This window comes from Verrucomicrobium sp. BvORR034, assembly GCF_000739635.1.
Classification (GTDB): Bacteria; Verrucomicrobiota; Verrucomicrobiia; order Verrucomicrobiales; family Verrucomicrobiaceae; genus Verrucomicrobium.
On record NZ_BATQ01000182.1, the window covers coordinates 90,233 to 110,200 of the forward strand.

The window sequence follows — 19,968 nt, forward strand, 5'->3', positions numbered from 1 at the left end:
ATCCGCCCGCTCACTGGCTCCAATGATGCAAAAAAATGCCCGTCCCCTTTTCAGCCGAACAGGTCACTGCCTTGGCTCCGGACACTGCGTCCGTGAAAGCCGGTCGTGGACTCACCAACCCTGCCAAATGGCCCACCCTCGGCTGCAACAACGAGGCGGCATGGGGCGAATGCCAGGGCAGTGGGTCGAAGCCCTACCAGACACAGGTGGACTTCACCGGTCCTGGCTTCAAATGCAGCTGTCCCAGCCGCAAGTTCCCGTGCAAACACGGCCTCGGCCTGCTCTTCATGGCCGCGGACCGGCCCGGTTCGCTGAAAGAAGGCGAACCGCCCGACTGGGTCTCCGCCTGGTTGCAGACGCGCCGTGACAAGGCGGAGAAGAAGGCTGCCGCGGTGGAAGCCGGGCCCAAGGCCCCTGCTGACCCCGAAGCCGCTGCCAAACGGGTCGCCAAACGTCTCAGCCGCATGCGGGAGGGTGGGGAAGATCTGGAGCGCTGGATGGCCGACCAGATCCGGCACGGCATTGCCACCTGGCCGCAGCAACCCCGCACCCACTGGCAGTCTCTTGCCGCACGCATGGTGGACCACCAGATGCCGGGCCTGGAAAAAGAGATTTCCCTCCTGGGTGGCATGCCCTACCTGGGCGAGCGGTGGCCAGCCATGGCGCTGATGCAGATGGGACGGCTCCACACCCGCCTGGAGGCGCTGCGCCGCTTCGAGTCCCTGGATGTGCCACTGCAATCCGATCTCCGCACCGTGCTGGGCTGGGCCGTGGACAAGGAGGAGGTCGCGACTGCGGGCGAGCGCATCACAGACGACTGGGCCGTGCTGGGCCAGGACTTCGAGGAGCGGGAGCGTCTGTGGGAGCGCCGCACCTGGTTGCAGGGGCGTCAATCCGGGCGCATGGCCCTCATCCTGGATTTCTCCCATGGCAACCGCGCTTTCGAGATACCGTTGGTTCCTGGTACCGTGATTCAGACGGAGCTCCTCTACTATCCTTCCGCCCATCCTCTGCGGGCCGTGCTCAGTACGCCGCCCTCCAGCACCACCCCTCTGGATCGCCCCTTCACTGCGATCCCGGATGTCGCCACCCTGCTGCGGGACTATGCCACCGCGCTGGGCTCGAACCCGTGGCTCACCCAGTTCCCCGCCGTCCTGACCCAGGTAGTGCCCATCCATCGGGACATGGGTGCGGACCAGCCTGGCCAGTGGCTGCTGCGGGACACTCAGGGCACGCTCCTCCCGCTTCAGCCGTTCACCGCCAGCCGTCATGGTTGGGAGCTGCTGGCCATCTCTGGAGGACATCCCCTCACCGTCATGGGCGAGTGGTCAGGGTCCGGCTCCCTGCAACTGCTGGCTTGCTGGCACGAGGAGGAGGGCTACTGCGCTTTTCATGAGACGGCTCCCGCGTGAGGGTCCGCCCCCTTCACGCTGATTTTTTATTTCATCGTTCCCTGTTTGCTTCATGTCCGCTCCGTTTTGGAAACAACTCAGCACCGCCGCCCTCCTGGGCACGGCGCGAACCCCCGCCCTCCCTCCGCTTCCGCAGGGCCTCCAAGATCTCGCTCTGGAGGAAGGGGCCGCTCCTGAAGCCCGGTTGTTGCGCACCGCGGCGGTGGCAGGTCTGGCCCAGATCGCCGGCCTGCAGCCTGCTTCGACGGATGAGCCGCTGCCGGAGCCAGCGATGCCCTCTCCACCAGGGGTGTGTCGGGATCCTCAAGCGGTGTCACTGCTGGCCCAGATCGCGGCAGAGGGTCCCGAGGCTCTGCTCGCGGAGGCCTGCCAGCTTCTGGCTGCGGCGGGGCAGTCTCTGCCTCATCGGCTGCTACCGACGTACTTCGACGCCGCATACCGTGCCAGCGCCCTGCGCGATCCGGTGATGAAGGCTGCGGGCACCCGGGGTGCCTGGTTGTCCGCCAAGAACCACGAATGGAGATTCGCCGCCACCGCCGGGATCGATGAAATCGACATACGCCAGTGGGAGGAGGGCGATGTAGCCACCCGGACGCGGTACCTTCACACCCTGCGCCAGACAGAGGCGGACCAAGCCCGCGAGTTGCTGGAAAAGACGCTCCCCCAGGAGTCCGCCCGCGATCGCGTCACTCTGCTGGGCGCACTGCGCACCCAGCTTGGCCCCTCCGACGAAACCCTGCTGCAAACCCTCCTGATCAGTGATCGCAGCAAGGAGGTGCGCACGCTCGCCGCCCGCCTCCTCTCGGCCCTGCCACAGTCCGCCTTTGCCCAGCGCATGCAGGCCCGGTTGCAGCCTTGCATCACCACCGAGAAGAAGCTCTTCCGCACCCACTGGGTGGCAGCCCCGCCCCAGGCCTTCCCAGCCGACGCGGCGCAAGACGGGATCGAGGAGAAACCACCCGGTGGCATCCGCGTGGGCGAACGCGCGTGGTGGCTGCGCCAGATCGCCGCCCGCACCCCACTGGGCTGGTGGACCGCCCACACCGGCATGACGCCCATGGAACTGGTCCTGTGGGCCGCCAAGACGGAATGGAAAGAGTCCCTTCTTCAGGGGCTGGCCGAGGCAGTCACCTTGCAGGACACCGATCCCGCCTGGATCCATGCCATCATCAATGCGGAGGTCCTGCCCGCGCAGGAGGCAGCGGAGCTCATTGGCGGGCTCGATGGCAAGGAACAGCGCGAAGCCTGGCTGAAGCTCGCTGGCTCCGCCCCCGCCTTCACCTGGTGGCTGCGTCTTGTCATCAAGGCGCCCTTCACCTGGGATACCGCCTTCTGGCTCGCTGTGGAAAAGAAGCTCATCGCCCACCTGCACAGCGACGCCGTGCAGTACGACTACGAGTTGCGCAATCTCCTTCCCGAGCTCGCCTGCCGCATCCCCATGGCCGCCACCTCAAGCCCCACCCCCTGGCCCACCGGCGCCAAGCACTGGCCGTCCTTCGAAGACGCCGCCCACCGCTTCCAGCAAACCCTCGAGCGCCGCAGCCGGCTGCGCCAAATGTTAAATTTAAAATTATGAATTATAAATGAATCTCACGGCACTTTCATAGAACCCTCCCATTCTCGTTCACAATTCATAATTCCTCATTCCTAATTGCCATGTCCGTTCTCCGTCAGCATGCCGAAATCCAGTTCGCCCAGGAGCTTGATGAGCTCCGCAAGTCCGACACCCGGCAGCGTCCGGCCAACTGGGTCCTCTCGCCCTGGGCCGTGGCCACCTACCTGCTGGGTGGGAAGCTGGAAAATGGGTTCGAGGTAACCCCCAAGTACATCGGCAGCCGCCGGCTCATTGAGATCGCGGTCGCCACGCTGGCCACCGACCGGGCTCTGCTGCTCTACGGGGTGCCGGGCACGGCCAAGTCCTGGGTGTCTGAGCATCTGGCCGCCGCCGTGGCGGGAGATTCCACCCGCCTTCTTCAGGGTACGGCGGGCACCAGCGAGGACCAGATCCGCTACTCCTGGAACTACGCCCTGCTGCTGTCAAAAGGCCCCTCCCGCGAGGCGCTCGTCGCCAGCCCGATGATGCGCGCCATGGAGGAGGGCCGCATCGCCCGGATCGAGGAGCTCACCCGCATCCCCAGCGATGTGCAGGACACCCTCATCACCGTGCTCTCCGAGAAGATGCTGCCCATCCCGGAGCTTAACAGCGAGGTGCAGGCCGCCCGCGGTTTCAACGTCATCGCCACCGCGAACAACCGGGACAAAGGGGTGAACGAGCTCTCCAGCGCCCTCAAACGCCGCTTCAACACCGTGATCCTCCCCCTGCCCAACAGCGAGGACGAGGAGGTGCAAATCGTCCAGAAAAGGGTGGCGGAACTGGGCCGGGCTCTCGAACTGCCTGCGGAGCCGCCCGCCCTCAAGGAAGTGCGCCGGGTGGTGCAGATTTTCCGCGAACTCCGCAGCGGTCTCACCGCGGACGGCAAGACCAAGGTGAAATCCCCCACCGGCACGCTGAGCACTGCGGAAGCCATCTCCGTGATCAACAACGGCATGTCGCTGGCCGGACACTTTGGCGACGGCCAGCTCAGCGCCACAGACATGGCCAGCGGCCTGCTCGGCGCCGTGGTGAAGGACCCCGTGCAGGACGGCGTGGTCTGGCGCGAATATCTGGAGACGGTGGTGAAGGAGCGTGACGAGTGGAAGGACCTGTATCGCGCCTGCCGCGACCTCGCCTGATCCCGTCTTCACCTACCGCTTTCTGTTGTTTCCTCAGCCATGGCCTCCCCTGCCAGCAACGTCCATCTCTTCGGCATCCGTCACCACGGCCCCGGCTGCGCCCGCAGCCTGGCAGCGGCACTCTCTGAGCTGGCCCCTGACTGCGTGCTCATCGAAGGGCCACCGGAAGCAGATACCCTGCTGCCGCTGGTGGTGGAAGAGGGCATGACGCCCCCAGTGGCTCTGTTGATCTACGCCGCAGAAAACGCCCGCCGCAGTGCCTTCTATCCCTTCGCGACATTCTCACCCGAGTGGCAGGCCATCCGGCATGCCTTGCAGCATCAGGTGCCAGTCCGGTTCATGGACCTGCCCGTAGCCCACTCCCTGGCCCTGGAGCACCAGGAGGAACCAGAGACAGCGGCTCCTGAGGCTGAAACGACAGCGGCAGAGGAGCCAACGCCTGTGGCGCAGGAACAGGCTGCCGGTGAAGAGACCGAGCCTGCAGATCTGGAAACGGATGACTCGTCTCCCGCCGAGGAGAGGGCGGACGACACCGTCCGGGGTGACCCTCTTGGCTGGTTGGGACGGGCTGCCGGATTCGGTGATGGGGAAGAATGGTGGGAGCACCTCGTGGAGCAACGTCACGATGGCCAGGATCTCTTTGCCGCCATCGAGGAAGCGATGACTGCCGTGCGCGCAGAGGCCCCGGCAAGCAAGGATGATGCTGAACTGCGCCGCGAAGCCCTTCGCGAGGCCCACATGCGCAAGACCATCCGCGCCGCCCAGAAGGAAGGCTTCCAGCGCATCGCCGTCGTGTGCGGGGCCTGGCATGTCCCCGCCCTGGCAAAGATGCCCTCCGCCGCGTTTGACAACGAGCTTCTCAAAGGCCTGCCCAAGACCAAGGTGGAGGCCACCTGGGTGCCGTGGACTTACAGTCGCCTCGCAGCCGAGAGTGGCTACGGCGCAGGCGTAGATTCTCCTGCCTGGTACGAGCATCTCTGGCTGCGGCAGGATGCCAGCCTGCCGCGCTGGTTCGCCCGGGTGGGAGCCGTGCTGCGGGAAGCCGATCTCGATTGCTCCAGTGCCCATCTCATCGAGTGCGTGCGGCTCTCCGAGACGCTCGCGGCCATGCGCCAAAAACCAGCCCCAGGCCTGGCCGAACTCATGGAAGCAGCCCGCGCCATCGTTGGCATGGGTGACGACACCGCCCTGCGGCTGGTGCGGCAAAAGCTGATCATCGGTGAACGTCTCGGCAGCGTGCCAGAGTCCGCCCCCACCGTGCCCCTGCAACGGGATTTGCTGAAGTTGCAGAAGAGTCTGCGGCTGAAAGTGAGCCCCACCCAGGAAACCCTGGATCTGGACCTGCGGAAGGAGAACGACCTGCTTCGCAGCCATCTGCTCCACCGCCTGCGCCTTCTCCGCGTGCCGTGGGGCGAGGTGACCGATGCCCGCAGTGGCAAAGGTACTTTCCATGAACTCTGGCGCATCCAGTGGAAGCCCGAATTTGCCGTGGCATTGATCGAAGCCTCGCCCTGGGGCGGCACGGTGGAAGACGCTGCGGCAGCCTTCGCCCGGGATCAGGCCGCGAAGGCGACGGATCTGCCCACGCTGACCACGTTGGTCAAAGAGGCCCTCCTCGCAAACCTCTCTGCGGCGTTGACCGCAATCGTTCACGAGCTGGAAAATCGCGCGGCAGTGACGGGCGACATCAGCCAGCTCATGGGGGCCGTGCCACCGCTGGCCCAGGTCTCCCGCTACGGGGATGTGCGCAAGACAGACAGCGCCCAGGTGTTGCACGTGCTGGACGGCATGCTCACCCGCATCTGCATCGGCGTGCCCAATGCGTGCGCCTCCCTCGATGATGAAGCCGCGGGTGTCATGAGCAGGCAGATCACTGCGGTGCATCAGGCCGTGAAGCTGCTGGAGGGAGGCTCCCACCTGCCCTCCTGGTTGCGGGCCCTCACCTTGGTAGCGGACGGACACGGCATTCACGGGCAGGTGGCCGGCCTTTGTGCCCGGCTTCTGCTGGATGAGAAGTCGGAGGACGATGCGGTGGCGGCCGTTTCAGCCCGCATGAGCCGCGCCCTCTCCCGGGGCACGCCGCCGGAGTCCGGCGCCGCCTGGCTGGAAGGTTTCCTGAACCAGAGTGGCATGGTGCTGCTGCATGATGACGTGCTCTTCCGGCTGCTGGATGACTGGGTGCGCTCCCTCACCGCGGATCACTTCACAGCCATCCTTCCCCTGGTGCGTCGCGCCTTTGCCCTTCTCGCCAGCGCAGAACGCCGGCAGCTTGGCGAACGCGCCCGCCAACATGGTGGAGCGGCTGCAGGCTCAGCTGGCAGTGTAGATGCGGGGGACGGCGCTGACCTCGCCTGGGATCCCGAGAGGGCCCGTCTGATGGTTCCCGTGCTGCGCCAGATCTTTGGCCTTCCCTCCTGATCTCACTTTATTTCGCCCCCGCTATTGTACTTTCCATGAACTCCACTGCCACCTCCTCACCCAGCATCGACCCCCTGGAGCAGCTTCGCCGTTGGCGGCTCATCCTGGGTGGAGAAGGCGCCGATGGCACCGGTCTGGCCCTTGCCGGGGCGGATCTTGAGATGGATCGCGCCCTGGGCGATCTCTATGATGCCGAGGAAGGCAAGGGGCTCCAGTCCCGCGGCCGCTCCACCAAGGGCGGCACGGAAGGCAGCCGCCCCCGCGTGGCCCGCTGGCTGGGGGACATCCGGAAGTACTTTCCTTCAACCGTGGTGCGCGTCATGCAAAAGGACGCGCTCGACCGCCTGAAGTTGCAGGAGATGCTGACCGAGCCCGAGATGCTGGAGGCCGTGGAACCCGATGTCCACCTGGTGGCCAGCCTCATCGCGCTCAACAGCATCCTGCCCGCGAAGACGAAGGAAACCGCCCGGCTGGTGGTACGCCGCGTGGTGGACGAGCTTGTTCGCAAGCTGGAGGAGCCCATCCGCTCGGCCGTGAGCGGGGCCTTGAACCGGGCGGAGCGCAACCTGCGCCCCCGCATCGCGGAGATGGACTGGCCCCGCACCATCCAGGCCAACCTCAAGCACTGGCAGCCCGAGCACCAGACCATTGTCCCGGAGAAGCGGATCGGCTTCGGCCGGAAGAAACAACGCACTCAGCGTCAGATCATCCTCTGCATTGACCAGAGCGGCAGCATGGCGGCCTCGGTGGTGTATTCCAGCATCTGTGGGGCTGTACTGGCCAGCCTTCCGGCCGTGAAGACCCATCTCGTGGTCTTTGACACCTCGGTGGTCGATCTCACCGACCAGCTGGATGATCCAGTCGAGCTCCTCTTTGGCACCCAACTCGGTGGCGGCACGGACATCAACCGCGCCGTGGGCTACTGCCAGAGCCTCATCACTGATCCCGCCAACACCATCCTCGTGCTCATCTCCGACCTCATCGAGGGCGGTGTGGAGCAGAACCTCCTGCGCCGCACGTCTGACCTCGTCGAGAGCGGCGTGCAGTTCCTCGCCCTCCTGGCCCTCAGTGATGAGGGGTCACCGTGTTATGACCACGAACTCGCCGCCAAGATGGGTGCCCTCGGCGTCCCCTCCTTCGCCTGCACCCCGGACCTGTTCCCCGACTTGATGGCCGCCGCCATCAAACGTGAAGACATCAACTCCTGGGCCGCCAAGCATGAGGTGGTGACCACTCGGAAAGCATGACCGCTTCGCGGAGACACAAGACCTGAGCTGGTGGCAAGCGGAGCGCTTGCCTCTCAGGGCATCAGGGGCCGAGGCCAGGTGTAAAGGTGCGCCGTTCGCCCTATTCCCGAACCCACACCCCAACGATCCTGGGTTGTAAGGGCGACCGCCTCGGTTGCCTCATCGGGAACAGCTCGCGGCAAGCGGAGCGCTTGCATCCTGGGCTTTCGAAGCTTGGTGCCATACCACGAGGGCAAGTTTGCAGACGCTTCAGTTAGTGCCTGCCAAGGAACCTTGGATGCGAAAAGCAGCCAGACCGCCACAACTCCTTCGGAGTAGAATCCTTCAGCATCCCTTCCCAACGTAGACTCGCTGGAAGCTCGTCAACGTTGGGCTTGTAGCCGCATCCTCTTCCAGGAAGAGCTTCGACTGAAAGGCTGGACAGCGTCGGTCACGTGGTGACCACCCCAACCGCGCACGTTTTGAGGTGGCCGCCAAGGAACCAATTCCTGCTCAGTCCGCAGTTAATCCCCGAAGGGGATTTGTAGCACAGCCCAGTGGTTGGACGAGCCCTAAGCGAGTCAACCCTGGGTACCTCCGTGAAGGATGATCAGGTGGGAAAGCCGACAGCATCCGCTTTCTCCCCACCGCCATCCACACCTCCACGTCAGCCCCCTTCAGGTTCCTTGGCAGACACTAGCTGAAGCGTTTGCAAGCTTCGCCTTCTCCCCGTGTCACCAGGTTTCGAAAGTCACTGGAGCTCCACTGGCAGGAAGGGGAAAGCAAACCGCTCCGGAAAATCACTGCTTCGACTTAGATCGGTTATTGGCGCTGTAGGGCAAGCGCTCCGCTTGCCGAGCGTCCCCTGACAAGGCAACCGAGGCGTCGCCCTACAACCCAGGGTGTTGGAACGTAAGGAGAGATGGCCACATCGTGGGACGATTGGAGCGGGCCGATTCGTTGCGCGTGTTGTACGAGGAGAGAGAGCCCAAGTCTTGTGTGTTGCAGTCTTCTGTCTCCCGTGAAGCGAGCCCAAAATGGCACTGCGCCACTTCCAGCTTCCGCTTTCCACCACCGTGCTGTTGGAGGGCAGAGTTTTCGACAGTGCGTAGAGTTTCCAGCGACGGTGCGTTGCGCAGGCACAGGTGGGAAGGTACCCCCTTGAATTTCATTTCCGCGATGCGAGATTGGAGGCATGCGCGGGAGCTGTTATCTTCTAAGGATTGGCGGGGGCTCGCTGGGGGCGTTGTTTCTGACGATCGGGATCCTCGCGCTCATCCGTGGTCTGTCGTCTTGGATGCCCGGCGCAGTGTGCGCCTTTGGCCTCATGCTTCTCGCGATGGCCGTATTCGCGCCTTGTAAGAAACTGGAGAGATGGTTTGGCGGCATCTAGTGGAAGACCGCCGTCCTGAAATCCAGGCTGCCGCTGCAGTGGCGATCTTGTCATCTTCTCGCACCCTCCTGATCTTAAATAGGCCTGACCCTCTAGAAGGAGTGGCTACCGCGCCAGGACTCGAACCTGAAATAAGAAATTGCCCTCCAGCCACATCATAAATCGTTGACGATAAACGGTTAGACACCCCTTGACACAACCCGATACGTTGTTACTGTGGTTGTTACCATGGCTTCTTTACGCAAGCGTGCCAAAAGCCCCTACTGGGTCGCGTGCTACTACGACGCGGAGGGCAAGCGGACCCAACGCAGCACCGAGACCACTAACAGGAGCCACGCCATGAAGCAGGCTGTCGAGTGGGAAGGCGCGGCCCGGCTTGCCAAAGAGAAGCGGCTCACGGTCGACAAGGCCCGCACGATTCTGAACGAAATGCTACGCCTCACCGGTCAGGCCATTGATGCCGAGACCTTGAGGACCTTTTCGCGGCGCTGGCTGGATGGCAAAGCCCGAAATCGGGCCGCCCGGACCGCAGAGTCCTACGAGGGTGTCGTGAAAGCCTTCCTGGCCGTCCTTGGTCCAAAGGCTGACCATCCCGTCTCGACGATCCTACCGCGCGATGTGGAGGCCTTCCGGGACAAGCTGGTGGACGAAGGCCTGACCGGCTCCAGCGTCAACCAGCGGCTGAAAATCGTGGGTGCCATGTTCGCCACGGCCCAGCGGCAAGGAATCATTGGCAGCAACCCGGCCCGGAGCGTGGAGGTGGACGACACTGCGCAGGAAAGCCGGGACCCCTTCACTGCGGACGAGGTGCAAGTGCTCCTGACCAAGCTTCCAGACGACTGGCCGACCGCCGTCGCCCTCGGTGCGTTCGCCTCCATGCGCCTTGGGGACGCCGCGAATCTGGATCTTGCCCGCGTGAACCTGGAGGACGGCGCTATCGTCTACACTCCGCAGAAGACATCACGGAAGGGTCGGGTTCTCACCGTCCCGATGCACCCCGAGGTTGAGAAGCGACTGCGCCCCATGATCGAGAACGGGAAGTCTGGGCCCGCCTGCCCTTCCCTGGCAGGCAGGAAGATCAATGGAACCAACGGTCTATCTGGTGAGTTCCTTGAACTCATGGAGGCCGCGGGCATCGACCCGAAGCGCCGCACAGATGTTGAGGGCCGCGGGCGGCGTCATGCCACCAAGAGCTTTCACAGCCTGCGCCACTTCTTCAACACCGCGCTGCTGACTGCCGGCGTCGATGAGCGTGTGCGCATGGCGTTGTCTGGTCACACATCAGCCAGCGTGAATCAGAGGTACTCCCATGCGGAGTTGAAGGTGCTCAAGAAGGCGGTTGGGAAAATCAAGAAGTGAGAAATGCCCATGGAACCAACCAGTTCAAATAGTGAGCCCGACGACTTCATGTCAGGTTGGGAATCCATGGACCCTGATCAATTAATTGATCAAGTGGCAAGTTGGGGTATCGAACCCGTCCGGACTCTCCCAAGAGAGGAATTGAACAGACTCGCTGATCTGGATCTCCGTATTGAATTCGCACGCCGGAAGATGGAAGGGTTGGACCAATGGGAAAGGTTACTTTGGCCTGCACTGTGCGATCTGGAGCGAACAAGAGGAGCGCCCGAATCGGCAAGGTCAGAGGCGCTTGATGGTGTGCTTGAAGCGATGAGAGCGGCCGTCATGCACCCAGACAACGCAAGGTTAGCATATCCCCTCTTCCGGCGAATGAGTGAGATGTGGGTGAAAGCCACGGACAAAGAGACGTGGCCGCTTGAGTCCAAACCAATTTCCGAAAAGCGATACTACGTCCTTGAGGCAGTCCGCGTTCTCACCAAGGCAAATGCCCGGAAACCGACTCAAGCGGACGTTATCGCCTTCCTGAAGGACCCTCCTGAAGAGCTTAGCCATCTGCGTATGGAGATCCCAAAAGGCAAGGTCTCGGAGTACATTCAAGACGCTGGAATCCAGGACATGATCGCTGATGGGAGGGCTGCTTCAGCGCGTAAATCCGGGAAAGTTCCCGATGGTCGAGAACAAAAAGGAACATGAATGAGGTTTTGTATGCGTCGGGCACTTTGAGTCATGACGCAGACAGAAGCACAGACACACAAGGCGCTCCCGTTTGGAGCGGATCTCATTGAAATGCCGAGTCGTACCCTGGTGTTCCGGGGTCTCCGATTCTCCCGCAGCTCCCTCTACCGCTTGGCTGATGAGGGCGAAATCAAGACGGTGCCCATTCGGTTCACGGGTAGCACCCAGCGCCGCCGGGTGATCCTGAAGGAGAGTCTGGACGCCTTCCTCGACCGGCAGATTGCCGAGGGGATGAAGCAGATCGAGGCGGGCGCATCCAAAGCCTGACCGAAGTAGCGGCAGACTCCGCACAGAGGGAATTTCTGGCCAGACCTGCGCAACCTTTCCTCATGATCGCGACACAAACCCGACGCCTGTGTTTGCGGTGGCTCAACTCCGCCGCTGACGGGAACTTGAGGCTATCGACCATGAACACCTTCACCCTTTAAACACGAAAGCCGCGCCTCATCGGCTGCGGCCATCGCTAAAACACTAGTTGGTCACCCTGGCAGGTCCAACAAGTGTAGCGGTGTCAAAGCCGATTGCAAGCGCGGGAATCACTCCCGCTGATGAAAGACGCTCTTCCTACCCACCTGCAAAAGCTCGGGTGCGAACCCAGGGTTACAGGAGACAAGTTAATTGCTCTTTGCCCGCTTCATGAGGACGCTCGCCCCTCCCTCCGAGCAACCCAACATGGTGACGCCTGGCTCTGGCACTGCCCAGTGTGCGCGAAAGGTGGCACCATCATTGATCTGCACGCCATGATTCACGGCGTCAGCATCCGGGATGCAATCTCGATGCTGCGCCAGGACTACGGCAACCCCGCAGAACTTCCAGTACGCCCCGCTATTGCCCCAAGGCCTCCTGAACCGTGGCCCAATATTGGCCTTGCTGATGGCGGCACTCTGACAAGGCTGGCGAAGCTGCGCGGTCTGTCGGTGCAAGCTATGGCAGACGCCCAGCTCTACGGCTACCTTCGCTTCGGCTGGCGCTATGGGCATCAGTGCTATGTCTTGCTCGATGAGCGAGACTCCTTCGCCCAATACAGGAGGATGGATGGCGGCATGTTCCACCACGGGCAGAAGTCCGACAACCTTGCGCGGCGCAAAACACGCCCCATTGGCCTGCGTCACCTTGGGAGCCAGGAGGTGCCTGTGTTTCTCACTGAAGGCACTGTCGGCTACTTGGAGCTTTTGGAACTTCTTCACCGTGCCGATATGAGCCACTGCACCGCAGCACTCACACTGCCGAGCGCTGCAAGCTCTATCCCGTCCGATGTCCTCCCGATGCTGGCAGGCCGGCGGGTGCGGATCATTGGGGACACCGGAAGGGCCGGGGAGCAAGCGGCCTCCCGTTGGGTTCGAGAACTTCAATCGGTCGGTGCCAACGTCGACTGCGTGGATCTCTCCCGCGTCCCCGAGCTGGCCCGCGTGACCAAGGCTGACCTGGGTGACTTCTTGAAACTGCCTCAAACTCCCAACGTGCTGCAGACCATCACCGCAATCACTTCTCTATGACGCTGCTCCCCGGACTGATTCAAAAGCCTGCTCCGGCCGCGCAAGCGAATGGAGAAAAGCAAGATACACCGTTTGAATGGTCTCTTGTAAGCGCCAACGATCGATGGACCGACGATCCCGACCGGATCGCAAACATGAGCGATCCACCGATTATTGATGGCATGCTGAGAGAGCGTGAAGTCGCTACCGTTGTAGGTCCAGCCAAAACGGCCAAGACGTGGTTCACGCTCAAGATGGCGCTCGCTGTAGCAGGCGGAGACCCTTTCCTTGGACGCGCAACTTTCCAACGGAAAGTGCTTTATCTCGACTACGAATTGAAGCCTGGAACATTCGAGAAGCGCATGTGTATGACATCGGAGTGGCGTCCAGAGGGTTTCCATTATCAATGCTTGAGGGGGCGCGCCAAGCTTCCCGGGATCGCCGACATAACCACGCTCGTCGAAGCGGAAGGATTTGGCTTGGTGGTGGTGGATTCGCTTTATCGTACTGGTTGGCTTCAGGAGGAGAACAACAACGACACCACATCAAGAGATCTCACAGCGTTGCAGAGCTTCACAGCTAAGACCAATTGCTCCTTGATCTGCGTCGACCACACTGCCAAAGGCGGAGGAACTGACAAGAGCGCCGTGGATGCCGCCCGAGGCGCTTCAGCAAAGGGCGGCTTCTATGATAGCCTTTTCGTGCTTCGCCCCACAGATAAAGGGCCAGACATTGAAAAGACGTATGCAGTGCTTGATCCTGTGTTGCGTGACTGGCCGCGTTTCAGCGATCTGCCGCTTGTGGAATTCGCCTGGCACCAAGGGCGGATATCCATCGATGTGGCAGGAGAGGTTCAGAGGGGTGATGCCCATGGAAACGCCGCAAGGGTGCTTGCTGTCATTGCCAGCTCTGATGAGCCGATACGTTTCGCCGAGATACAAGACGGGTCTGGTCTGTCGGAAGGCGCAGCGAGGAGGATTCTTAAGAATCTCGTTGTTTCCGGAAGGGTCGTCGAATCACCTGATCCGGGGCACAAGCAAGGCAAGGTGTACTCCATTAGGGAGTCGGAAGCATGACCGCGCCAAACCCCGCCAAACCGCGCCAACTGTACCTAACGCCACTCGGTTTGCCATGAACGTTTTCAATGATCCTATGAACATAAAAACCGTACCACGCCACTATAAGGATTGGCGTGGTGGCGCGGTTTTGAAAACCACCTCAAAACAAGGGAGCGAGGGGGAGCTTCGCTTTCCCCCTCTCGCCGTCATCCAGACGCGCACCTCTTTCGCTTCGCGTCGGTGCGGTCTTCGTCCCGGCTGGCTCCCGTAGGCTCGAGCACTGACACGACCACCCAGCATGACCCCGCCGACGATCATCGTGGATACCAGGGAACAGACACCCTTGCAGTTCACCCGGCTGGCCTCTGAGGTGGGTACGCTGACCACGGGCGACTACAGCATCAGGGGCATGGAGACATCCTTCGCCGTGGAGCGCAAGAGCGTGGCTGACCTGATCGGCAGCTTGAGCACCGAGCGCGAGCGGTTCATGAAGGAGATCGACAGGTTGAGAGGATTCGACTTTGCCCGCTTGCTGATCGTTGGTTCACGTCGTGAGGTAGAGCAGGGCACATACCGCAGCAGGATGAGTCCTAAGGCCGCTGTTGCCTCACTGTTGGCCATTGAGGTGCGAGGCCTGCCTGTTGTGTGGGCAGAGACGCCAGCACGGGCTGCTCGCATGATTGAGGAGTGGGCCGTGTACTTCGTCAGGGAGCGCGCTAAACCCTTTGCCACCGCTGCCGAGCTCAAGGAGCTGGTGGGTGTCCTGGACGGGGTGGGCGCTGTTTAGACACGCCCCCTGGGGTAAAGGATTCCGCTCGCGTCCAAAAGCGTGGGGTTTTCCCCTCTACCGTCATTTCCGCACGAGTGACCTTTTGAACAGGTTCCCATTCCCTACGGCCCCCGGTGGTGGCCCCGCCCTACTGCCGTCAGCCGTGAGGGCCCCTGGATGGCTTGGAACCATTGGGAACTTGCTCACCCACTTCCCATTCCCTACGTGAGCCTGCGGTTTGCGGGACTTGAAGACGAGAGCGTAGAGGCCGGATTCGGAGATGAGGTTGAGCGACTGAGCCCCGCCGCGCTGACCGGAATGACCCTCGCTATTATCTAGGGTCATTCGTTCATCAGCATCCAAGCTCTTTATTGCGTCAGAAGGATTGGCGATCTCAAGAATCCGGCACGGGGATTACCCCGCTCATTGTGCAGAGTAACCGATCACAGATTCGTGATCCGTGAACCTGCTCCGGTAGATTTTTACCGAGGTGAGTTTTTTCCGAAACTGGAAACAACCCCCAGGTGGCCGGCCCCGCTCCCCAATTTCGGGGAATACTCCGGTTTCAAACCGGAAAACCCATGTGGTGTGACACGCTCCACCCGCTGACGCCGTGCCCATAACCCCGCTCCCGTCCCGGAGTTAACGGACCGTCGCGCCCCGGCGCAAAGCGTTGACACCCCGCCCGTGGGGAATGGGCACTCAAATTCAGGTCGGCGTTGGGGTAAATGCGGGGCAGTTCCAAAGCGGGCTGGCCGCGATGAGTCAGTCTTCAAGCAAGTTCACGACTGACCTCCGCAGCCAACTCGTTGGGGCAATTGGCGGGTTCACACTTCTTACCGCTGCGGCGAATGTATTCAAGAAGGCGCTAGATGCCTCCAGCCAGGCACAGAAACTGAGGGCCAGCCTAGAAACGCGTACCGGCTCCGCATCTCAGGCAAAGCTCGTGCTATCTGAGCTTGAAGATCTTGCCGCCGGTACACCACTCACGGGCGCAGAACTTGGCGAGTCAGCGAAGATGTTGATCGCCTTCGGCGAGTCTACGACGACGGTCACGGACACTCTGCGCAAGCTGGGGGACATCGCAGCCGGGGTGGGCATGCCTCTGTCAGAGCTGGCAGAATTGTTCGGGAAGGCCCGGACCCAGGGCACAATTTTCAGTGAAGACTTGAATCAGTTGAGCGGTCGCGGCGTGCCGATCATACAAAGCCTCGCTAAACATTTTGGCGTGGCGGAGAGCCAGATCAAAAAACTGGCGAGTGAAGGTAAAATCGGATTCGAAGACATGCGGGCCGCGTTGTTCTCCTTGACCCAGGAAGGGGGAGCGTTTTTCCAAATGATGTCCAAGCAGGCTGGCACCTTTGAAGGACAGGTGAGCACTCTTGGCGACGCTTGGGAAAAGCTGCTGAGGAAATTCAGTGATCCGGTGTTGGAGGCGATAACCGGGCAAATCTCCAAGGGGACGAGCCTGCTTGAGAAAATGGGTGTGGTTGCCGATTGGGTCAGTCAACAATGGGCAAAGACCATCGTTGCAATCAGCTTTTTCACTGAGGCTGTAGCCCGAGCCAAGCAGATGGTGGACGACAAGTTGAACGGACGCTCGTCTGGCATGAGCTTCGTGGAGCGCCTCAAAAAAGAGTACGCAGAGCTTCAAGATTTCCTCGCCGATCAGCATTCTAAACTTCTTCCCGAGGACAAGAAAGAAATTAAGTTTCGCGCTGACGTGGACCGGCAGTTGAATGAAGCCAAAAAAAGCAAGCAGCCGATTGCCGAGGAAGTTGACGACAAGGCTGCGAAAGCGGCGGAGAAAATCCGCGAACGGGAGCAGCGACTCAAGGACAATGAAGCCGAGGCCGCACGCGATCGCCTGGAGGGTGAGGCGCGCATCAACGCCTTGATCAAAGAGCGCAATCGACTTCGTGAAGAAGCGGCTAACGCCCCTGATGACGACAAGCGCCTTGATGCTCTGGAGAAGGAGCAGAAGGTGCGCCGCGACATCGAGAAGGAGAAACAAAAGCAGGCAGACGACGCGAAACAGAAAGCCGAAGACCAGCGCAAGCAGGACGAGGCTGACGTGCTTGCCATCGCCCAGGCTCGCGAAGAAGAAGCCAAGGCACGTCGCGAAGACCAGCTTGAGCAGATGACGCCTCAGCAGCGCATTGCTGAATTCCAGAAGGAGAAGAGCCAGCTCGAAGCCGACGCAAAAAACATGGAGGAGAGCGATCCCGCGGCAGCCGCACGCAAGCGCGCCGACGCTATCGCATTGGGTCGCAAGATCCGCGACGAACAAGGCAAGCTAGACGAAGAGGCGAAGCGCAAGGCAGAGGAGCTTAAGAGTAAAATGGAGGAGGAGGCCAAGAAGCGCGAGGACGGCAAGCGTCGCGCCGCAGAGGTGCCCGTCTCCAGCCTCCAGGCCGTCGGCGGCGGCGGTCGCGCGGGTCCGTCGTCTGGATCTGACCCAGTGCTACGAGAGAACCAGAAGCAAACGCAGCAGCAGGGTGAGATTATCATGCTGCTACGCCAGATGGTAGGCGTGACATCCACCCCCCAGTCGGCACCAGCGCGCATGTAATGGCGATCAACAAGAAGGGTCCCTCACTATGAAACAACGCAAATTCCCAATCGACCGCGACCGGCGCGACTACCCAAGTGGCCGGTACATCCCGGTTCTCAGCCCACTCTGGAAAATGATCACGTTCGCGCCCACCCTGGCTTGGCTGTGGCTGATGGCGACCTTGTTTCCTGACGACTGAACCATCACGCCCATGCAGACGCCCATTGATCTCCTCTCACTCGCTGGCCAGCCCCGCGAAGCTGTTGCCGCGGTGTTGCCACTCGATGACGAGGACGGCGCAGCGTGGGGACCGTTTCACGAGTTCGTTGCCTACTTCGGCGAAGACGGTCGGCTGATCGGTGGCCACGTGTTTTTCAACGAGCTGCACTCTCCAGACAGTGCCCACGCCATGATTGCCGAGTCACTCAACATCCGGCCCGGGGCCCATTGCACGGTGCAACTGCATCCGTGTGTTCACCGCTCCGAGATTGTCACCGCCGCCTTCCGTTTCACCGCCTGATCATGCACGCTTACCCTCGACTTGCTGCCAAACTCTTTCGCTCGCCCCTCCTGCTGGATGCTGGCGTGAGATGGAGTTTCGAAACCGCCCTCCTGGCTCGCATGGGGGCCGCCGTTGCGCAATCGTCTGCGATGGAGGGAAAGGCCCCGGACTCCAGAACGGCTGACATCTACGGCACCTTCCAGAACGTGGCCATCATCCGCATTGATGGTGTGATCGATAAACGCATGTTGGCGCTAGAAGCTGAGTGCTTTGGTGGCGTGGATCTCGAAGTGGTGGACGAAGCCTTGAAGCAGGCAGAGTACGACCGCGCTATCACACACGTTGTCCTCGACATCCATTCTCCCGGCGGCGGTGTGACTGGCACGCCGGAGACGGCCGCCCGCATCGCCCGCCTTGCCAAGGTGAAGGAGGTTCACGCTTTCGTAAACTGCCAGGCCTGTAGCGCCGCCTACTGGCTTGCCTCACAGGCTGACGTGATCGCCGCCGCGCCATCGGCAACGGTCGGCTCCATCGGCGTGTATATGGCGCTTCTGGATGAATCCAGGGCGCTGGAAATGGAAGGCTACTCCGTGAACCTCATCAAGGCCGGGAAGCACAAGGCCATGGGTGCCAGCTTCCAGAAGCTCACCAATGAAGAGCGCGCCATCTTCCAAGGCCAGGTTGATTCCATCTACGCCGACTTCAAGAAGGCTGTCACCGCATCCCGACGCATCGCCGCCTCCACCATGCAGGGCCAGAGCTTCGACGGCAAGACGGCGCTCGCATTGGGTCTTGTTGACGTGCTTACATCGGACAGCCTGGAGGAGTACGCAGGCAGGCTTCTGCACTAAGCGTTGACACCGTGAACCTTGTTGAATTGGTCCTATGAAACTCGCAGATATCTTCCATTCGTTCGGTTCGCGTATCGCCTCCCTAAAGAAGCAGGGCAAGGCGGGCGAAGCTCGTGCCCTGATCCTTGAACGGGACAAGGCCGTCACTCAGGCAGAAGCCCCCCCGCCTGTCGCGACCACTCCTTCAGCTCCAACGTCTGCGCCCGCGGTAACAGCCAAGCCAACGTCTGCGCCCGCCCCCGTGGCCGTGGATCACTCCGCCACCATCGCCACGCTGAACACCCGTCTGGCCAGCATGGAGAAGGAGATTGCAGCGCTGAAGACTGAGAACGCCACGCTGAAGGCCGGAAAGCCCGATGCTAGCACTCCAACTCCACCGCCTGTTTCGGCATCGAACCCGAAGCTTATCACGAGGACGGCTTTCAACATGCTCGACGCCAAAGCCAAAGCCGACTATATGCGGAGTGGCGGCAGGCTCACGGATGACAGCGCGGCTCAGCCGAGCGCGAGCCCGGAAGGTCAAAAGCGAATTGCAGAGCTTGTCCTTCAAATCGATCAGTGCCGGACCAATGAGGCACGCACCGCCTTCATGATGCTCCATGGGGAAGAGGTTGCTACACTCCTGATGGCAAACCGGGAGTTGATGAGCTTCTCACTGGCCTTCCCCAACTGGACCACGTTTGCCAAACGCACGAAGGCCTAGACTTTCCGTCCGGTCCCCGAGTGGGGGCGCCGGCATATCCCGAGACGTCCAAGAACAGGCCGGGAAGTCAGACGGACGGGAACGTCTGACCCGGCCGACTCAAAGAAACGAAAGGTCCCTCATTATGTCCATTACTACCACTCAGCCCATTTGGAAACAGTACGCCCAAGAAGGCGAAGCCTCACCCCTGATTGCCTACCGTCGCAATCAGAAGCAGCAGGCAGCAAGCCGCGCTCGTGTCGAGGAATTGAAGGCCTCGAAAGCCATGGTGGAGGTTCGTTTCAACGAACTGACTACTTCAACCGATGACGCCGCCGTTATCGCTCAGGAACTTCCCGCCGTGGAATGGGAGGTCAAACTCCATGAGCGTCGCATCACTGCCGCCGCTTCAGATGAGGCGCGGGTCCTCGATGAGTCCGCCCCTCTCGCTTATGCCGCTCTCGCGGATCTGGCCGATGCTCTGAAAGGCTTTGGCGACCAACTGGAGAAGAAGGTTGCAGAGGGCTTGGCAGAGGCAACCCGCCAGCAAGGATGCGCATGCAAGCTGGGTCCTCAGTTCGTGGCTGACAAGGCCGGGACGATGGTTCAGGAGATCGCCAAGCTTCACCCCGTGGTGGTGCAGGCGCGGGAAGCCTCAGCCGCGGCGGCGGCCGCTGGCCATGACATCGCCTCTGCCCGTGCTGGCATTGATGCCGCGGAAGCCTCCCTGCTGTCCCTCCGCAAGGCGTAGACCTTCCTGACGGTCCCGAGGGACCATTCAACCGTCAGGGACCCCGTCTG

Annotated in this window: 18 protein-coding genes; 17 read left to right on the top strand and 1 reads right to left on the bottom strand. The window is 61.5% G+C overall.

What is annotated here, in order from left to right; genetic code table 11:
• Positions 1–35: 35 nt before the first annotated feature.
• The 11 genes from BV034_RS32510 (at position 36) to BV034_RS32565 (ending at position 14,596) form a co-directional block, all read left to right on the top strand.
• Positions 36–1,412, top strand: a complete 1,377-nt coding sequence (locus tag BV034_RS32510) for an SWIM zinc finger family protein (RefSeq protein WP_050031096.1) — start codon at positions 36–38, stop codon at positions 1,410–1,412.
• A 52-nt stretch (positions 1,413–1,464) separates the two neighbouring features.
• On the top strand, positions 1,465–2,988 hold the full coding sequence (locus BV034_RS32515; protein WP_050031097.1) for a DUF5691 domain-containing protein: 1,524 nt from the start codon (positions 1,465–1,467) through the stop codon (positions 2,986–2,988).
• 80 nt (positions 2,989–3,068) lie between these two features.
• Positions 3,069–4,145, top strand: a complete 1,077-nt coding sequence (locus tag BV034_RS32520) for an AAA family ATPase (RefSeq protein WP_265593725.1) — start codon at positions 3,069–3,071, stop codon at positions 4,143–4,145.
• Between the two features lie 39 nt (positions 4,146–4,184).
• Positions 4,185–6,563, top strand: coding sequence for a DUF5682 family protein (locus BV034_RS32525; protein ID WP_050031099.1), 2,379 nt, complete (start codon positions 4,185–4,187; stop codon positions 6,561–6,563).
• 35 nt (positions 6,564–6,598) lie between these two features.
• Positions 6,599–7,810: a VWA domain-containing protein gene (locus BV034_RS32530; RefSeq protein ID WP_050031100.1), complete on the top strand. Its 1,212-nt coding sequence runs from the start codon at positions 6,599–6,601 to the stop codon at positions 7,808–7,810.
• A gap of 1,600 nt (positions 7,811–9,410) precedes the next feature.
• The gene (locus BV034_RS32540; protein WP_050031102.1) at positions 9,411–10,541 is read left to right on the top strand and encodes a tyrosine-type recombinase/integrase; all 1,131 of its coding nucleotides are present in this window, start codon (positions 9,411–9,413) and stop codon (positions 10,539–10,541) included.
• Positions 10,542–10,607: 66 nt separating this feature from the next.
• Complete coding sequence (locus tag BV034_RS32545) at positions 10,608–11,234, top strand: hypothetical protein (RefSeq protein ID WP_050031103.1); 627 nt, start codon at positions 10,608–10,610, stop codon at positions 11,232–11,234.
• Between the two features lie 93 nt (positions 11,235–11,327).
• Positions 11,328–11,543 carry a helix-turn-helix domain-containing protein gene (locus tag BV034_RS32550; RefSeq protein ID WP_265593726.1) on the top strand — a complete coding sequence of 72 codons (216 nt, stop codon included), beginning with the start codon at positions 11,328–11,330 and terminating at the stop codon, positions 11,541–11,543.
• 281 nt (positions 11,544–11,824) lie between these two features.
• The gene (locus tag BV034_RS32555) at positions 11,825–12,772 is read left to right on the top strand and encodes a CHC2 zinc finger domain-containing protein (RefSeq protein ID WP_050031105.1); all 948 of its coding nucleotides are present in this window, start codon (positions 11,825–11,827) and stop codon (positions 12,770–12,772) included.
• Positions 12,769–13,827 (top strand): AAA family ATPase, encoded by a 1,059-nt coding sequence (locus BV034_RS32560; protein ID WP_050031106.1) that lies wholly within the window; start codon positions 12,769–12,771, stop codon positions 13,825–13,827. The genes BV034_RS32555 and BV034_RS32560 overlap by 4 nt, the downstream gene beginning before the upstream one ends.
• A 280-nt stretch (positions 13,828–14,107) precedes the next feature.
• Positions 14,108–14,596, top strand: coding sequence for an ERCC4 domain-containing protein (locus tag BV034_RS32565; RefSeq protein ID WP_050031107.1), 489 nt, complete (start codon positions 14,108–14,110; stop codon positions 14,594–14,596).
• Positions 14,597–14,659: 63 nt separating this feature from the next.
• On the opposite strand, the gene BV034_RS36945 is transcribed toward BV034_RS32565, so the two are convergent.
• The gene (locus tag BV034_RS36945; RefSeq protein ID WP_081888306.1) at positions 14,660–14,980 is read right to left on the bottom strand and encodes a Bro-N domain-containing protein; all 321 of its coding nucleotides are present in this window, start codon (positions 14,978–14,980) and stop codon (positions 14,660–14,662) included.
• 292 nt (positions 14,981–15,272) lie between these two features.
• On the opposite strand from BV034_RS36945, the gene BV034_RS32570 reads away from it, so the two are divergent.
• The 6 genes from BV034_RS32570 (at position 15,273) to BV034_RS32590 (ending at position 19,918) form a co-directional block, all read left to right on the top strand.
• The gene (locus BV034_RS32570; RefSeq protein ID WP_050031108.1) at positions 15,273–17,150 is read left to right on the top strand and encodes a tape measure protein; all 1,878 of its coding nucleotides are present in this window, start codon (positions 15,273–15,275) and stop codon (positions 17,148–17,150) included.
• Between the two features lie 28 nt (positions 17,151–17,178).
• Positions 17,179–17,331, top strand: coding sequence for a hypothetical protein (locus tag BV034_RS36670; protein ID WP_265593727.1), 153 nt, complete (start codon positions 17,179–17,181; stop codon positions 17,329–17,331).
• A gap of 12 nt (positions 17,332–17,343) precedes the next feature.
• Entirely contained in the window at positions 17,344–17,652 is a 309-nt protein-coding gene (locus BV034_RS32575; RefSeq protein WP_050031109.1) for a hypothetical protein, read from the top strand.
• Between the two features lie 2 nt (positions 17,653–17,654).
• A complete protein-coding gene (locus BV034_RS32580; RefSeq protein ID WP_050031110.1) occupies positions 17,655–18,485 on the top strand; it encodes a S49 family peptidase in 831 nt (276 codons plus the stop codon).
• A gap of 34 nt (positions 18,486–18,519) precedes the next feature.
• Positions 18,520–19,188: a hypothetical protein gene (locus tag BV034_RS32585; RefSeq protein WP_050031111.1), complete on the top strand. Its 669-nt coding sequence runs from the start codon at positions 18,520–18,522 to the stop codon at positions 19,186–19,188.
• 124 nt (positions 19,189–19,312) lie between these two features.
• A complete protein-coding gene (locus tag BV034_RS32590; protein WP_050031112.1) occupies positions 19,313–19,918 on the top strand; it encodes a hypothetical protein in 606 nt (201 codons plus the stop codon).
• Positions 19,919–19,968 lie beyond the last annotated feature (50 nt).

Excerpts from the sequence above, each read along its gene's own strand:
- BV034_RS36670 (WP_265593727.1), top strand. The coding sequence starts at position 17,179 with ATGAAACAACGCAAATTCCCAATCGACCGCGACCGGCGCGACTACCCA.
- BV034_RS32555 (WP_050031105.1), top strand. The coding sequence starts at position 11,825 with ATGAAAGACGCTCTTCCTACCCACCTGCAAAAGCTCGGGTGCGAACCC.
- BV034_RS32565 (WP_050031107.1), top strand. The coding sequence starts at position 14,108 with ATGACCCCGCCGACGATCATCGTGGATACCAGGGAACAGACACCCTTG.
- BV034_RS32585 (WP_050031111.1), top strand. The coding sequence starts at position 18,520 with ATGAAACTCGCAGATATCTTCCATTCGTTCGGTTCGCGTATCGCCTCC.
- BV034_RS32510 (WP_050031096.1), top strand. The coding sequence starts at position 36 with ATGCCCGTCCCCTTTTCAGCCGAACAGGTCACTGCCTTGGCTCCGGAC.
- BV034_RS32560 (WP_050031106.1), top strand. The coding sequence starts at position 12,769 with ATGACGCTGCTCCCCGGACTGATTCAAAAGCCTGCTCCGGCCGCGCAA.
- BV034_RS32580 (WP_050031110.1), top strand. The coding sequence starts at position 17,655 with ATGCACGCTTACCCTCGACTTGCTGCCAAACTCTTTCGCTCGCCCCTC.
- BV034_RS32590 (WP_050031112.1), top strand. The coding sequence starts at position 19,313 with ATGTCCATTACTACCACTCAGCCCATTTGGAAACAGTACGCCCAAGAA.
- BV034_RS32545 (WP_050031103.1), top strand. The coding sequence starts at position 10,608 with ATGGACCCTGATCAATTAATTGATCAAGTGGCAAGTTGGGGTATCGAA.
- BV034_RS32515 (WP_050031097.1), top strand. The coding sequence starts at position 1,465 with ATGTCCGCTCCGTTTTGGAAACAACTCAGCACCGCCGCCCTCCTGGGC.
- BV034_RS32530 (WP_050031100.1), top strand. The coding sequence starts at position 6,599 with ATGAACTCCACTGCCACCTCCTCACCCAGCATCGACCCCCTGGAGCAG.
- BV034_RS32525 (WP_050031099.1), top strand. The coding sequence starts at position 4,185 with ATGGCCTCCCCTGCCAGCAACGTCCATCTCTTCGGCATCCGTCACCAC.
- BV034_RS32550 (WP_265593726.1), top strand. The coding sequence starts at position 11,328 with ATGCCGAGTCGTACCCTGGTGTTCCGGGGTCTCCGATTCTCCCGCAGC.
- BV034_RS32570 (WP_050031108.1), top strand. The coding sequence starts at position 15,273 with ATGGGCACTCAAATTCAGGTCGGCGTTGGGGTAAATGCGGGGCAGTTC.
- BV034_RS32520 (WP_265593725.1), top strand. The coding sequence starts at position 3,069 with ATGTCCGTTCTCCGTCAGCATGCCGAAATCCAGTTCGCCCAGGAGCTT.
- BV034_RS32575 (WP_050031109.1), top strand. The coding sequence starts at position 17,344 with ATGCAGACGCCCATTGATCTCCTCTCACTCGCTGGCCAGCCCCGCGAA.
- BV034_RS32540 (WP_050031102.1), top strand. The coding sequence starts at position 9,411 with ATGGCTTCTTTACGCAAGCGTGCCAAAAGCCCCTACTGGGTCGCGTGC.